Below are 14,754 nucleotides of genomic sequence, written 5' to 3' on the forward strand. Positions count from 1 at the left end.
CATTTCAAGCGTTTGAACGCAAGCACCGTGCGGTCGCTTCGCACTATCATGCGTCATCTCGTGGTCCGATGCGGCCACCATCCGTTTGGAGGAATGCCATGGGTCCCTTCCCGCACGACGCCCCGCCCGCCAAGATCAGCAAGGAAAACCCCGCCGGCACCGACGGTTTCGAGTTCGTGGAGTTCGCGCACGCGGAGCCGCAGAAGCTCGCCGAGTTGTTCACCCGCATGGGCTATGTCGCGGTGGCCAAGCACCGCACGAAGGACATCACCGTCTGGCGCCAGGGCGACATCAACTATGTCGTCAATGCCGAGCCCGGCTCGCATGCGATGAAATTCGTCGACAAGCACGGCCCCTGTGCCGCCTCGATGGCCTGGCGCGTGGTCGATGCAAAGCATGCGTTCGAGCATGCGGTATCGAAAGGCGCCACGCCCTACGACGGCAACGACAAGGCGCTCGACGTGCCGGCCATTGTCGGCATTGGCGGCTCGCTGCTCTATTTTATCGAAGCCTACGGCAAGAAGGGCTCGGCCTATGATGCCGAGTTCGAGTGGCTGGGGGAACGCGACCCGCGGCCGCAAGGCGTCGGCTTCTATTTCCTCGACCACCTCACCCACAATGTCTATCGCGGCCAGATGGACAAATGGTGGTACTTTTATCGCGAACTGTTCGGCTTCAAGCAGATCCATTTCTTCGACATCGACGGCAAGATCACCGGCCTCGTCAGCCGCGCCATCACCTCGCCCTGCGGCAAGATCCGCATTCCGCTAAATGAATCCAAGGACGACACCAGCCAGATCGCCGAATACCTGAAGAAGTACAATGGCGAAGGCATCCAGCATATCGCCGTCGGGACCGACGACATCTACGCCGCCACCGACAAGCTTGCCGACAACGGGCTGAAGTTCATGCCCGGTCCGCCGGAGACCTACTACGACATGTCGTACAACAGGGTGAACGGGCATGACGAGCCGATCGAGCGGATGAAGAAGCACGGCATCCTGATCGACGGCGAAGGCGTGGTCGACGGCGGCATGACCAAGATCCTGCTGCAGATATTCTCCAAAACCGTGATCGGCCCGATCTTCTTCGAATTCATCCAGAGGAAGGGCGACGAAGGTTTTGGCGAAGGCAATTTCCGCGCGCTGTTCGAGTCGATCGAGCAGGACCAGATCAAGCGCGGCGTGATCAAGGTCGATGGCAAGGCGGCGTGAAAACCGTAAGCTCGTTTGCGGCTCGATCGGCTTTGATCTAAGTTCCGATCACAAGAGGTCGAGCCGTGAACGTCTCCATAACCGAAGCAAAGGCCAAACTGTCGGAACTCGTCGGCCGCGCGGAAGCCGGCGAGGAGATAGTCATCACTCGTCACGGCAAGATCGCGGCGCGGCTCGTGCCACCAGTTCGAGAAGACTTGTTGTCGCGCATAGGTGCCCTGAAGGGCAAGATTTGGATTTCTGACGATTTCGACAAACTCGGCCCTGAATGGAACGAGTACACCAGATAAAGGTCAGAGGCCCAGCCGCTCGACCTCTTCCTTCCTCACCTTCAAATCATAATCGAGCAAAAACTCGTCCAGCTGCGGCGGCGCGACCGAGCTGCCCGAGAGCATCGCGTGAACCTGGCCGCGATGGTGGATGTCGTGCAGGAAGACATGGGCGAGAATGTCGCCGATCTTTTCGGGGATCATGCCGTCCTCGCGCCGGTCCGTGATGACCCGACGGTCGAGATCCGCCTCCGACAGCTTCTCGCAAAAGGCGATCAGGCGCCGGTCGGCCGCGACCTGAGCGGCAAACAGCGCCTGCGGGTCATCGAACGGCACGTAATCGTCATGGGCGGCCGCGCCGACGCCGCCCTCCTCAAGGAAATCGAGATAGAGATGATCGACCGCAAGGATGTGGTTGAGCGTTGCCTTGATCGACGGGAAGAAGCTGGTGCGTTCGGCTTCGAATTCGCCGGGCTTCAGCGCAAGCACAGCGCGGTAGAGCCGGTCATTCGACCAGAGATTGTTGCCGGCCATGCGGCTGAAGTGGGTGAGAATATCCATGTTATGCGCTTGGCCAACCGACCAAGTCCACCAACTTCAGAATGACGAGTATGGCAGCTATCCCCAGAAGACGAACGTTCATACCGCGGCGCAGTTCTTGCGTTCCTGCATCGCTTGCGACTTCCCGGTTCAAAGCGACGTACACAAGCCTCGGCAGGCGCGCCTCGCTGCTGAAATTACGCAGCCTTTCAGACCGATCCTCGACCTGCCGGCAGAGCCGAATTGCGGAAATCAAAAGCCAGCCGGTTGCGACGCTGCAAAGCCCAAGAAACCAAAGATAAGAAGCGGTATAGGCCATCTGCCATTCACGCTCCCGTCGATCGCATCAGATACAAGCCTGCCGCCATCACCGCGAAGCCGGCGACAACAATCAGCAAAAGCCGGTTCATGCGCCGCCGCGTCGCCTGCGTCTCCTCGTCCCGCGCCACATTGGTGTTGGTGATGGTGTGGAACATCATCGCCTTGCGCGGGTAGCCGCTGCGGTTGGTCAGATCGGGCGAGCGCGCCTCGATGTGGTAGCTCAGCCGGATCGCCTGGATGAAGACCACCAGAATGGCCAACGCCCAGACGCCGGCCAGCAGGTAGAACGCCTCGCCCGTCATTGCATTGCCCCCTCTTATGCCTGGGACTTCTCGACCTTCTGCTCGATGGCGCCGAAGATCGAGTTTCCGCTTTTATTCTTCATCTCGATACGCACTGTATCGCCAAAGCGCAGGAACGGCGTCTTGGGCTCGCCAGACTCAATGGTCTCGATCATGCGCAGTTCAGCAATGCAGGAATAGCCGGCGCCGCCGGCCGCCACCGGTTTGCCCGGCCCGCCATCCAGCTTGTTGGAGACGGTGCCGGAGCCGATGATGGTGCCGGCAACCAGCGGCCGTGTCTTTGCGGCATGGGCAATCAGCGCCGGGAAGTCGAAGGTCATGTCGACGCCGGCATTGGCACGGCCGAACGGCTTGCCGTTGACGTCGGCGAGCAGAGGCAGGTTGACCTTGCCGCCATCCCAGGCGTCGCCGAGTTCGTCCGGCGTCACCGCCACCGGCGAAAAAGCCGAGGACGGCTTCGACTGGAAGAAGCCAAACCCCTTGGCGAGTTCGGGTCCGGTGAGCGCGCGCAGCGTCACATCATTGACCAGCATGACCAGCCGGATCGCAGCGCGCGCCTGGTCGAGGCTGGCGCCCATCGGCACATCGTCGACGACGACGGCGACCTCCGCCTCCATGTCGATGCCGAAGGCTTCGTCCGCCGCGCGGATCGGCTCGCGCGGCGCGATAAAGGAATCCGAGCCACCCTGATAGATCAGCGGATCGGTCCAGAAGCTTGCCGGCATCTCGGCGCCGCGGGCTTTGCGCACCAGCTCGACATGGTTCACGTAGGCCGAACCATCGGCCCATTGATAGGCGCGTGGCAGCGGCGAATGGGCATCATGCTCATGGAAGCGTGCCGACGGCACCGCATTGTTCTCCAGCGATTCGGCGATGGTCGCCAGATGCGGCGAAATCCGTTGCCAGTCGTCGAGCGCGGCCTGCAGCGTGCGCGCCAGGAACGAGGCGTCGGTGAAGCGCGTCAGGTCGCGCGAGACGACGACGAGTTTTCCGTCGCGCGTCCCGTCCCTCAATGTGGCAAGCTTCATGCGGTTTCCTCTCCTGATGCGGCTTTGGCGCCGTCTAAGTTCACAACAAGGCCGTCGCGGGCAATCGTCAAGTCACCCACCCACGATTTCCTGACAGCAGCCTCCCAGTCGGCCTCGCCGATCTCGGGATCATCGGCCGGAATGAGGTGGTTGAGCACCAGCCTCTTCACCCCGGCATCGCTGGCGATGCGGCCTGCCTGCTCGGCAAATGAGTGGCTGGCAAGCAGATGCTCTTTCAGCCGCGCGCCATTGCCGGTCCTGGCGACCAGCCGCTCGATGCCTTCTTCCAGCATGGCCTCATGGACGAGAATGTCGGCATTTCGGGCAAAGCCTGCGAGTGGCGGAAAGAAGGCTGTGTCGGCCGAGAACACGACGCTATTCGCACCATGCTCGAAGCGCAGCGCGAAACAGTCGGTCACCGGCGGATGGTCGACGCGCAGTGCCGAAACCTTCAGGCCGCGCTGCGCAAAAATCTCGCCATCGCCGAATTCCACGATCGAAGCCATTTCGCGAATGTCCGGCCTGCCCTCATCGACGATGCGAATTTCAATGTCGAACTCCATCGCCTGGCAGAAGCGGCGCCAGTATTGGCCGGTGCCGGGTGGTCCGAACAGCGTCACCGGGCTGGCGAGGCCGGCGGTCCAGGCGGTGTGGAGCAACGGACCCAGTTCCAGCACATGGTCGGAATGCAGGTGGGTGACGAAGATCAGGTCGAGCGCCTTCAGGCTGACGGCGGAATCGACCAGACCTCGCGTGACGCCGAGCCCGCAATCGACGACGATTGTTCGCCCGCCAAGCTCCAGCAGCGACGAACTCGGCCACGGCCCGCCCGGCCGCAGCGCCGGGCCGCCCTTGGAGCCGAGAAGCACCAGCCGGTCGTTCATTGGGCTGATCTCAAGACCAGTCGCCCTCCGGCGTGCCGTTGAAACGCTTCTTCAGATCGGTCCAGCAATCGATGTAATTGTCCTGCCTCGTTTCAAGCTCGGCGCCGTAGCGGGTGAGCATTTGCGGGAATCGGGTCTCGAACATGAAGGCCATGGTGTTGTCGAGCTTGACCGGTTTCAGCTCCGAGCGCGAGGCCTTTTCGAAGCCAGGCGCGTCTGGGCCGTGGGCCAGCATCAGATTGTGCAGGCTGATGCCGCCCGGGACAAAACCTTCTTCCTTGGCGTCGTACTGGCCGTGGATCAGGCCCATGAACTCGCTCATGATGTTTCGGTGGTACCAGGGCGGGCGGAACGTATCCTCCGCCACCAGCCAGCGCGGCGGGAAGATGACGAAGTCGATGTTGGCGGTGCCCTCCTCGCCGCTCGGCGCCGTCAGCACGGTGAAGATCGACGGATCGGGATGGTCGAACAGGATGGCGCCGACCGGAGAAAACGTCGCCAGATCATATTTGTAGGGCGCATAATTGCCGTGCCAGGCGACGACATCGAGCGGCGAATGGCCGATCTCGGTGACATGGAAATTGCCGCACCATTTCACCGTCAGCCGGCACGGCGTTTCCTTCTCCTCGAACCAGGCGCAAGGCGTCTTGAAATCGCGCGGATTGGCCAGGCAGTTGGCGCCGATCGGGCCGCGGTCGGGCAGCGTCAGCTTGGCGCCGTAGTTCTCGCAGACATAGCCGCGCACTTCCTCGTCGATGAGCTCGACCTTGAACACCAGCCCGCGCGGCAAAACGGCGATCTCACCGGGTCGCAGCTCGATGACACCCATCTCGGTGACGAAGCGCAAGGCGCCGACCTGGGGGACGATCAGCAACTCGCCATCGGCATTGAAGAAATGATCGTCGACCATCGATCGGTTGGCGACATAGACATGCGCGGCCATGCCGCTTTGGCCCAGCACATCTCCGGCAGTGGTGATGGTGCGCATGCCGGCGATGAAGTCGGTCGGCTCACTCGGCATCGGCACCGGGTTCCAGCGATACTGCCCGAGCGCCAGTTCGTGGTCGCCGACATTGGGTGCTGTCTTCCACAAGGGATAGCTCGCTGCCTTGAAGCGGCCGGTGTGTTTTACGCTCGGCCGGATGCGGTAGAGCCAGGAACGCTCATTGGTGCCGCGCGGGGCGGTGAAGGGCGAGCCCGAAAGCTGCTCGGCATAGAGCCCGTAGGCCGGCCGTTGCGGCGAGTTGCGCCCTTGCGGCAGCGAGCCGGGCAAGGTTTCGGTCTCAAAATCATTGCCGAAGCCCGGCATGTAGGAATAGGCCATCCGATCCTCCCTGATCCCGGCACCCTTGAAGAGCGGCTGCCAGCGATGTTGACCAAACTGGTTTCATTTGTAACCATCGAAAATGTAACTATCAACGGCTGATGCCGCATCCACGGTGCGCATATGGAAACCCTCGAACTCGAAAATTTCCTGCCCTATCGGCTCTACCGGCTGGCCGACGCCGTCAGCCGCGAATTTTCAAAAATCTACCGCGACCGCCACGGCCTGACGCGGCCGGAATGGCGCACGCTGTCAGGGCTCGGACAGCGCGGCACCATGACGGCGACAGCGCTTGGCGAGCAGTCGGCCATGCACAAGACAAAGGTGTCGCGCGCGGTGGGGGAACTGGAGCGAAGGCGCTGGCTGGTACGCACAACTGACGAGAATGATCGGCGCGTGGAGCATCTGGCGCTGACAAAGGCGGGGCTGGCGGCCTATGGCGAAATGGTGCCGCTGGCGAAGGCGTTTGAACGGGAGTTGCTGGAGAGGCTGAGCACAGAGGAGCGGACAGCGATTGTGAGCGGCGTGGCGGCGCTGGAGGGAGCGTTGGGTGAATAAAGAATCTGCTCCGCCGTGATCCTTCACACCCCCCTCTGTCCTGCCGGACATCTCCCCCGCAAGGGGGGAGATCAGATGTCGCGAAGGCTTTCGCCAATCTCCAATGTTGCAGAGGTTGGCGAGGCGTCAAAGCTGCCAATCTCCCTCCTTGCGGGGGAGATGGCCGGCAGGCCAGAGGGGGGTGCTGTCCCGCCGGCTTCTCCAGCTAGAACGTGCCTCTGCGCCTCACCAATCCATCACCACCTTGCCCGAACTGCCGCTCCGCATCGCGTCAAACCCCGTCTGGAAATCGTCGATCCCAATGCGGTGCGTAATCAGACCCGACACATCCAGCGGCCCCTGCACCAGGGCGATCATCTTGTACCAGGTCTCGAACATTTCGCGGCCGTAGATGCCCTTCAAGTGCAGCATCTTGAAGATGACCTTGTTCCAGTCGATTTCGAAGCCGGTCGGCGCGATGCCCAGAATGGCGATCTTGCCGCCATTGTTCATGGTGTCGATCATGTCGCGAAAGGCGGGCGCGGCGCCCGACATTTCGAGGCCGACGTCAAAACCCTCGGTCATGCCCAGCGCCGGCATAACGTCGCGCAGTTTTTCCTTCGAGGCATCGACGACATGCTGGACGCCGAGCTTTTTGGCCAGCGCCAGCCGCACCGGGTTGATGTCGGTGATGACGACTTTTCGCGCCCCCACACATTGGGCAACGAGCGCGCCCATGATGCCGATCGGCCCGGCGCCGGTGACCAGAACGTCCTCGCCGACCAGGTCGAAGGACAGAGCGGTGTGGACCGCATTGCCCAGGGGATCGAAGATCGCGGCGATCTCGTCGGGCACATCGTCGGGGATCGGCACGACATTGTGTTGCGGGATCGCCAGATATTCGCCGAAGGCGCCGGGGCGGTTGACGCCGACGCCGAGCGTGTTGCGGCAGAGATGCCCCCTGCCGGCGCGGCAATTGCGGCAATGGCCGCAGACGATGTGACCTTCGCCGGAGACACGCTGGCCGACCTTGTATTCGGTGACCGCAGCGCCGAAATCGGCCACCGTGCCGACGAATTCATGGCCGGTCACCATCGGCACCGGCACCGTCTTTTGCGCCCACTGGTCCCAATTGTAGATGTGCACGTCGGTGCCGCAGATCGCCGTCTTCTTGACCTTGATCAGCACGTCGTTGGGGCCGATCTCCGGCACCGGCACCTCTTCCATCCAGATACCCGGCTCGGCCTTGGCCTTCACCAGCGCCTTCATCATGTTCGACATGCTACAACTCCTTACCCTCCCCCTTGTGGGGAGGGTGGCCCGAAGGGCCGGGTGGGGGTCAAAAACTGGCGGAGGTCGTGACCCTGCAGACCCCCACCCCGCCTCCCGCCCGCTTGCTTCGCAAGCGGTCGAAAGTCGACCCTCCCCACAAAGGGGGAGGGTAAAACTCTCAGCCAATCACGCCCAGTTCCTTGCCGACCGCCGCGAACGCTGCCACGGCGCGGTCGATGTCGGCGCTGGAATGCGCCGCCGACATCTGCGTGCGGATGCGCGCCTGGCCTTTCGGCACCACCGGGAAGGAAAAGCCGATGACATAGATGCCGCGCTTCAGCATGCGCGCCGCCATTTCCTGCGCCAGGCTGGCATCGCCCAGCATCACCGGGATGATCGGGTGATCGGCGCCGGCCAACGTGAAGCCGAGCTTGCCCATCTCGGACCGGAAGCGCGCCGCATTGGCATAGAGGCGCTGGCGCAGGGCGTCGCCATTGCGGATCAGCTCGAACACCTTGATCGAGGCGCCGGCGATCGCCGGCATCAGCGTGTTGGAGAAGAGATAGGGCCGCGAGCGCTGGCGCAGCCAGTCGACCACCTGACTTTTGCCCGAGGTGTAGCCGCCCGAGGCGCCGCCCAGCGCCTTGCCGAGCGTGCCGGTGATGATGTCCACCCTGCCCTCGACGCCGCAATGTTCGGCCGAGCCGCGGCCGTTTTTGCCGACGAAGCCGACGGCATGGCTGTCGTCGACCATGACCATGGCGTCGTATTTGTCGGCGAGGTCGCAGACGCCTTTCAGATTGGCGATGATGCCGTCCATGGAGAACACGCCGTCGGTGGCGATCAGGCGGAAGCGGCTGTCTTTCGCCTCCTTCAGCCGGGCTTCGAGATCGGCCATGTCGTTGTTGGCGTAGCGGAAACGCTTGGCCTTCGACAGTCGCACGCCGTCGATGATCGAGGCATGGTTCAGCGCATCGGAAATGATCGCATCCTCCTCGCCGAGCAGTGTCTCGAACAGGCCGCCATTGGCGTCGAAGCAGGAGCCGTAAAGGATGGTGTCGTCCATGCCGAGGAATGATGAAATCGTTGATTCAAGCTGCTTGTGCTCTTCCTGCGTGCCGCAGATGAAACGCACCGAAGCCATGCCGTAGCCATAGCGGTCCAGCGCGCCTTTGGCTGCGTTACGCAATTCAGCGCTGTCGGCGAGGCCGAGATAGTTGTTGGCGCAGAAGTTCAGCACCTTGTCGCCGCCGACTTCGATCTCAGCCGACTGGGTCGAGGTGATCACCCGCTCGGATTTGTAGAGCCCGGCGGATTTCAGCCCTTGCAGTTCGTTGTCGATATGGGAGAGGAATGCCGCGCTCATGATCAAGTCCTGTTGAGATTGGCGCGACTGTCGCGCTACGCGCACTAAAAATCCATCGCAAAAGCGACCGTTTCGGTGGCACGGCGGGCTCAACCCTGGCGCGACCCGATCGCATGGCCCGCATGCTGGAGTAGCAGGCACGCGAATACGGCCATGCCGCGAAAGAACATGATAACCATCTCGGCAGCTTTCGTTTACTGCCGAAGCAACAGTTCCGCCGGCTTCCAGACCTGTTAACCCTTTCAAGCCAATGGTCTTCTCGCCACGAATCGGTGGCAGAATCAATTCGACCGAGGGGTCACCTAGAATATGTCGCAGCAGCCGGCGCAAACCGTCTCGGGCAAACTCATCCTGCTGATCAAGAGCGGCTATTGGCTGGCGCTGCTGATCATCGCCGCCATGGTGATGGCCTCCTTCATCCTGCTGCAGCAGATGATGGCGGCGCAACAGCACAACCATACTCTGCTCGACATCGTCAGCACCCAGAAGGCGCTGTCGCAGCGCATCGTCTTTTTGACCAGCGCAACCGGCTCCGCCGCGCGTGACAAGCAGCCGGCCCTGGTTGCCGCGCTGAAACAGGCGACCGCCGAGTTCGAGACGAACTACGACCTGCTCCTCAAACAGACGGGAGCCGACCCGCTGTCGCCGGCATTGTCCGACCCAAGGTCGATCGAGAGCGTGCTCTACGGCAAGCCGTTCCACCTCGACTATTTCTCGGTCGGGCTGGTCGCCAATGGCGAAAGGCTGATCTCGTCCTTCGAATCCCAGCTCTCCGGCAATGCCGCCTACAAGGGCGGCGGCGAGCGCGTCAATCTCGATGCTTCCGTCGCCAATGCGACGCTGTCGGGTTATGCCGCGCTCGGCCAACGCATCGCCGCATTCGCCGACGAGCGGTCGGAAAAGCTCCTCGATCTCCACCGCACCTTGTTCTACGCCACCATCGGCGTCATCGTGCTGGTGGCGCTTTTCATCTTCCGGCCGATGTCGAAGGCGATCCTGCGCAAGACCCATGAGCTTGTCGATGCCCGCAACTCGATGGCCTTCATCGCCGTACATGACGGGCTGACCGGCCTGCACAACCGCACCTTCCTGACCGATCACTTCGAGACGCTGATCAAGGGCGCGCATCGCCGGCGTGAGAGGCTGGCGGTGATCCAGCTCGACCTCGACCGGTTCAAGCAGATCAACGACACACTCGGCCACGCCGCCGGCGACTATGTTCTGGTCGTCACCGCGCAGCGCATGCGCGATTCCTGCCGCGCGTCGGATCTGTGCGCGCGCCTTGGCGGCGACGAATTCGTGATGATCCTCAATGGCGCCGGCGGCCCCGAGGACATCAACATGCTGGCCCGGCGCATCCTGGAGGAGATCAACGAGCCGATTACCTTCCAGGGCACGACCATCCTTCCAGGGGCCAGCGCCGGCGTTGCCGTCTATCCCATCGACGCCGACAATGCCGAGGATCTGCTCGTCCACGCCGACCTCGCGCTCTATTCCGCCAAAAAGCTCGGCGGCGGCAGCTTCTCGTTCTTCTCCGAGGAACTCAGGCGCGAGCTAGACTACCGCAAGCAGCTCGAGCACGACATCAAGGTCGCGATTTCGGAGAACGCCTTCCAAGTCTATTTCCAGCCGCAGGTGTCGCTGAGCAACGGCGCCATCAGCGGCATCGAGGCGCTGGTGCGCTGGAAGCATGCCGAGCGCGGCATGATTGCGCCGGGCGAGTTCATTCCGGTCGCCGAAAAATGCGGCTTCATGCCCGAGATCGGCCGCATCGTCTTTACCAAGGCGATCGAGCAAGCAGCCGAATGGGATCGCGCCGGCATTGCCTTCGGCCGGCTCGCCGTGAACGTGTCCGGCACCGAGCTGCGCGAACCCGACTTCGACCGCTTCCTGTTCGCGACGCTGGAAAAGGCCGGCCTTGCTCCGCAGAAACTGTCGCTGGAAATCGTCGAATCCGTCATTCTCGACGACGAGAAGACGGGCATCGCGGCGAAGCTGCGCCACATCCGCGCTGCCGGCGTCCATCTTGAGCTCGACGATTTCGGCACCGGCTATGCCTCGCTCAGCCACGTCAATCCCAACGAGATCGACCGGCTGAAGATCGACCGCCGCTTCGTCCAGAACATCAACGAGAATGGCGACAACACCAAGATCGTGCGCGCCATCACCGAGCTGGCGCGCGGTCTCGGCATTTCGATCGTCGCCGAGGGCGCGGAAACCGAAGCCGAGCTCGATTCGCTGATGGCAATCGGCTGCGACCAGGTGCAGGGCTATTCCATCGCCTTCCCGATGCCGCAGGACAAAGCGCGCGAATGGCTGCTGGCGCGCAGCCCGAAGAAAGCCAAGCTGAAGGTGCTTCAGGGCAATTTAGCCTAGACTATTGCCCACCGGTGCCGGTCATTTGGCCGGCGCGACATTCGCCCGCAATGCCGCCAGCACCTCGGCGAACTCCGCCAGCCTGTCGTCCGGCAATCCCGCGCGCAGCCGCTTGTCGAAGATGAGAGCCGCCGCCCGCAGCTTCAGGAACATCGTTTCGCCCGCCTGCGTCAGCTCGACCAGATGAACCCGGCGGTTGTCCGGATCGCGGCGGCGCGTCAGCAAGCCTTGCGCCTCCATGGCGTTGAGATGGTGGGTGAGCGTGGCGCCCTGGATGCCGATCATGCCGGCAAGTTCGCGCTGGTTGGCAAGCTCGCTCGACTTGACCGAAAGCAAGGTCAGCCACACCGGCAGCGTGCCGCCGGCCTCGACCAAAGCGGCGTCAAAGGCCTGCGCCACCAGCTTGGAGGTGCGCGCGAGATTCATGCCGATTGGCGGACGGTCAAAGGGAGTCATGCGCCGACAGTAGAACAAGGCGCCGAGCGATGGAACGCGGCATTATACATTGACATCGAACCATTTGATATCTAACTATCATGCGTGTCGATCTACCGAGTTCGTATTATCCCGCATTCGACAGGGATCCGAGGACGGGCGGCGGGCAAGGAGGAAGCGGTCATGCAATATGTCTACATCGTCGTTATCGGCCTTCACGTCATGGCCGGTGTGTTCTGGGCCGGCACCACCATCACGCTTGCCCGCGACCCCGAGATCAGGGCGGAGCGCTTTATCGGACCGCAAATGGGCTCGGCCGGTATGGTGTTCGTGACCGGCGCCCTGCTCTGGTATTTCTTCCACGGCGCCTATTTCGGCTCGATGGAAATGGTGCTGGCGCTGGGCATCCTGGCCGCCTTCGCCGCTGCCGGCGTTCTCAGCGTCGTCGTCCGCAAGACCAGCCGGCAGCTTGCCGGCGCGGACGCCGCAACGGAAGCGGCGCTGCGCACCAAAATGGCCCGCGGCGAGCGCATCGCCGCCTGGCTTCTGGTACTCACCGTACTTTGCATGGCGACGGCCAGGATGATTTGAGCCCTGCCGCGCGTTGCCTCCCGGTTGAAAAGCATTCCGCATGGTGCGTCGCCTGGCTCTCGGCTGGTGGCGTACGCGGCGCGCAGTTCGGACGGATGTGCAAGGTGGCTCTCCGCACAGAGGTTTGGCTGCGCGCCACCCATCACTTTGATCGATCGAGTTGCGCCCGCCGGAAGGGTGAGATCGAGCTTTGGAACAAGCCGTAGGCCGGCTTGTAGGCTCAAACCCGCAAGCCGAACCTGATGCCGTCATAGATGGCGGCATGGATGTTGCGCGAGGCGACTGCATCGCCGATGCGCAACAGCACGAAGCCGCCTTCGGGATTGCGTGAAGGAAAAATATCGCCGCCGCCGACCAGCCGCTCATAGTCGACCGCGCCACCATTCTTCGACAGCGGTTTCAGCTGGAGATAGAGATCGTCGAGCGGCGCCGTGCCGTGCTCGACCACCACCTGGTCGACCCGCCTCTCGCCGCGCCAGCCGTCGGCAAAGTCGGAGGCGAGTTCGGCGACCAGCTGGTTGCCCTCGCGCCGTACCGAGCGCAGCCTGGTGTTGATGGTGATGGTGACGCCCTTCTCCTGGAAGGCGCGCATATAGGGCACGTGGTTCATGCCGCCCATTTCGGGGGCGAAGAAGCGCTCCGGCGAAACCAGCTCCAGCTTCGAACCGGCATTGGCGATCAGCTCCGCCGCGCCCATGCCCTGATGGCCGCCATTGTCGTCGAAGAGCAGCACGTTCTCCGCCGGCTTGACGCTGCCGGCCATGATGTCCCAGCTCGACGTGACGAGATTGTCGCCTGATGTCAGCGGCGGGTTCTGCGGCAGGCCGCCGGTGGCGATCACCACCACATCGGGCGACAGCGCCAGCACATCGTCCTGCTCGGCCCATGTATCGTAGCGGATCCCGACGCCGAGCCGGTCGAGTTCGGCCAGCCGCCAGTCGATGATGCCGATCAGTTCCTTGCGGCGCGGGTTCTGCGTCGCCAGCCGGACCTGGCCGCCGGCCTGACCGGAGGCTTCAAGCACCGTGACATGATGGCCACGTTCGGCCATGACGCGAGCTGCCTCGAGCCCGCCAGCGCCAGCGCCAACGACGACGACGTTCCGCCTGGGCCCTTCGGTCTTCAGGATGATATGCGGAATCTCGGCCTCGCGGCCGGTCGCGGCATTGTGGACGCACAGCGCCTCGCCGCCTTCATAGATACGATCGAGGCAATAGGTGGCGCCGACGCAAGGCCGGATCTCGTGCTCGCGGCCTTCCATGACCTTCTTGATGATGTGCGGGTCGGCGATATGGGCGCGGGTCATGCCGACCATGTCGAGCTTGCCGGTCGCGATGGCGTGGCGCGCCGTGGCGACATCGGAAATCCGCGCCGCATGGAAGGTCGGAAATTTCGTTGCCGCCCTCACCTCGCCGGCGAAATCGAGATGCGGGGAAGAGCGCATGCCGGTCACCGGGATAACCTTGGTGAGCGCCGCGTCGCTTTCGATCGAGCCGCGGATGATGTTCAGGAAATCGACCTTGCCGGAATTCGCGAGCCGTCTGGCGATCTCGACGCCCTCGGCCTTCGACAGGCCTTTGTCAAAATCCTCATCGGCGACCATACGGATGCCGACGATGAACTTTTCACCGACGGCAGCCCGCACGGCATCCAGCACCATGTCGGTGAAGCGCAGCCGGTTGTCGAGCGAACCCCCGAACTCGTCGTCGCGATGGTTTGTGGCCGGCGACCAGAAGCCGTCCATCAGATGGCCGTAGGATTCGAACTCGATGCCGTCGAGGCCGGCCGCCTGGCAGCGCTGCGCAGCGGACGCATAGTCGGCGACGATGCGCTCGATGTCCCAGTCCTCGATAGTTTTCGGGAACGCGCGGTGCGCCGGCTCACGCACCGGCGAGGCCGACAGCACCGGCAGCCAGTCTGCCTTGTTCCAGCCGGTGCGGCGACCAAGATGGGTGATCTGGATCATCACCTTGCAGTCATGCTCGTGGCAGGCGTCCGCCAGTTCGGCCAGCCACGGCACGATGCGGTCGTCATAGACATGCAGATTGCCAAAGGCGGCCGGGCTGTCGCGCGAGACGATCGCCGAGCCCGCCGTCATGGTCAGCGCCATGCCGCCCTTGGCCTTTTCGGCATGGTAGAGCCGGTAGCGCTGTTTCGGCATGCCGTCCTCTGAATAGGCCGGCTCGTGGCTGGTCGACATCACCCTGTTCTTCAGCGTCAGGTGTTTGAGCTGGTAAGGCTGGAGAAGCGGGTCGTTGCTGGTCATCATCTTCCTGCCATTCCAGTTTGTGTCGG

Annotated in this window: 15 protein-coding genes; 5 read left to right on the forward strand and 10 right to left on the reverse strand. The window is 62.9% G+C overall.

Annotation, left to right across the window (positions count from 1 at the left end; genetic code table 11):
- Positions 1-98: 98 nt before the first annotated feature.
- Together hppD and NKK50_RS16875 are read left to right on the forward strand one after the other, a co-directional pair.
- Positions 99-1,214, forward strand: a complete 1,116-nt coding sequence (gene hppD / locus NKK50_RS16870; protein WP_352543673.1) for a 4-hydroxyphenylpyruvate dioxygenase — start codon at positions 99-101, stop codon at positions 1,212-1,214.
- Positions 1,215-1,279: 65 nt separating this feature from the next.
- Complete coding sequence (locus NKK50_RS16875; protein ID WP_023698019.1) at positions 1,280-1,504, forward strand: type II toxin-antitoxin system Phd/YefM family antitoxin; 225 nt, start codon at positions 1,280-1,282, stop codon at positions 1,502-1,504.
- Between the two features lie 3 nt (positions 1,505-1,507).
- On the opposite strand, the gene NKK50_RS16880 is transcribed toward NKK50_RS16875, so the two are convergent.
- Genes NKK50_RS16880 through hmgA form a run of 6 tightly spaced genes read right to left on the reverse strand, consistent with a single transcriptional unit; the run spans position 1,508 to position 5,882 of the window.
- The gene (locus tag NKK50_RS16880; protein ID WP_023698018.1) at positions 1,508-2,044 is read right to left on the reverse strand and encodes a DinB family protein; all 537 of its coding nucleotides are present in this window, start codon (positions 2,042-2,044) and stop codon (positions 1,508-1,510) included.
- A gap of 1 nt (position 2,045) precedes the next feature.
- Positions 2,046-2,342, reverse strand: coding sequence for a hypothetical protein (locus NKK50_RS16885; RefSeq protein WP_023698017.1), 297 nt, complete (start codon positions 2,340-2,342; stop codon positions 2,046-2,048).
- A 7-nt stretch (positions 2,343-2,349) separates the two neighbouring features.
- Complete coding sequence (locus NKK50_RS16890; RefSeq protein WP_023698016.1) at positions 2,350-2,646, reverse strand: hypothetical protein; 297 nt, start codon at positions 2,644-2,646, stop codon at positions 2,350-2,352.
- Between the two features lie 14 nt (positions 2,647-2,660).
- Entirely contained in the window at positions 2,661-3,674 is a 1,014-nt protein-coding gene (locus NKK50_RS16895) for a fumarylacetoacetate hydrolase family protein (protein ID WP_023694416.1), read from the reverse strand.
- The gene (locus NKK50_RS16900) at positions 3,671-4,558 is read right to left on the reverse strand and encodes an MBL fold metallo-hydrolase (protein ID WP_023826117.1); all 888 of its coding nucleotides are present in this window, start codon (positions 4,556-4,558) and stop codon (positions 3,671-3,673) included. The genes NKK50_RS16895 and NKK50_RS16900 overlap by 4 nt, the downstream gene beginning before the upstream one ends.
- Before the next feature lie 10 nt (positions 4,559-4,568).
- On the reverse strand, positions 4,569-5,882 hold the full coding sequence (gene hmgA, locus NKK50_RS16905) for a homogentisate 1,2-dioxygenase (protein WP_352543674.1): 1,314 nt from the start codon (positions 5,880-5,882) through the stop codon (positions 4,569-4,571).
- A gap of 123 nt (positions 5,883-6,005) precedes the next feature.
- Between hmgA and NKK50_RS16910 the strand changes: the two genes are divergently transcribed.
- A complete protein-coding gene (locus NKK50_RS16910; protein ID WP_023834284.1) occupies positions 6,006-6,440 on the forward strand; it encodes a MarR family winged helix-turn-helix transcriptional regulator in 435 nt (144 codons plus the stop codon).
- 225 nt (positions 6,441-6,665) lie between these two features.
- Here NKK50_RS16910 and tdh read toward each other — a convergent pair whose 3' ends face one another.
- Together tdh and NKK50_RS16920 are read right to left on the reverse strand one after the other, a co-directional pair.
- Positions 6,666-7,700: an L-threonine 3-dehydrogenase gene (tdh, locus tag NKK50_RS16915; RefSeq protein ID WP_023672918.1), complete on the reverse strand. Its 1,035-nt coding sequence runs from the start codon at positions 7,698-7,700 to the stop codon at positions 6,666-6,668.
- Positions 7,701-7,869: 169 nt separating this feature from the next.
- On the reverse strand, positions 7,870-9,057 hold the full coding sequence (locus tag NKK50_RS16920; RefSeq protein WP_023750492.1) for a glycine C-acetyltransferase: 1,188 nt from the start codon (positions 9,055-9,057) through the stop codon (positions 7,870-7,872).
- Positions 9,058-9,366: 309 nt separating this feature from the next.
- Here NKK50_RS16920 and NKK50_RS16925 point away from each other — a divergent pair, with 309 nt between their 5' ends.
- The gene (locus tag NKK50_RS16925; RefSeq protein WP_023745498.1) at positions 9,367-11,433 is read left to right on the forward strand and encodes a putative bifunctional diguanylate cyclase/phosphodiesterase; all 2,067 of its coding nucleotides are present in this window, start codon (positions 9,367-9,369) and stop codon (positions 11,431-11,433) included.
- A 21-nt stretch (positions 11,434-11,454) separates the two neighbouring features.
- On the opposite strand, the gene NKK50_RS16930 is transcribed toward NKK50_RS16925, so the two are convergent.
- On the reverse strand, positions 11,455-11,859 hold the full coding sequence (locus tag NKK50_RS16930; RefSeq protein WP_023672921.1) for a MarR family winged helix-turn-helix transcriptional regulator: 405 nt from the start codon (positions 11,857-11,859) through the stop codon (positions 11,455-11,457).
- A 192-nt stretch (positions 11,860-12,051) separates the two neighbouring features.
- Between NKK50_RS16930 and NKK50_RS16935 the strand changes: the two genes are divergently transcribed.
- Positions 12,052-12,459: a hypothetical protein gene (locus NKK50_RS16935; RefSeq protein WP_023745497.1), complete on the forward strand. Its 408-nt coding sequence runs from the start codon at positions 12,052-12,054 to the stop codon at positions 12,457-12,459.
- A 220-nt stretch (positions 12,460-12,679) separates the two neighbouring features.
- Here NKK50_RS16935 and NKK50_RS16940 read toward each other — a convergent pair whose 3' ends face one another.
- A complete protein-coding gene (locus tag NKK50_RS16940) occupies positions 12,680-14,725 on the reverse strand; it encodes an oxidoreductase (RefSeq protein ID WP_023835128.1) in 2,046 nt (681 codons plus the stop codon).
- Positions 14,726-14,754: the final 29 nt, after the last annotated feature.

Origin of the sequence: Mesorhizobium sp. M0001 (assembly GCF_040324255.1) — a bacterium.
GTDB lineage: Bacteria > Pseudomonadota > Alphaproteobacteria > Rhizobiales > Rhizobiaceae > Mesorhizobium.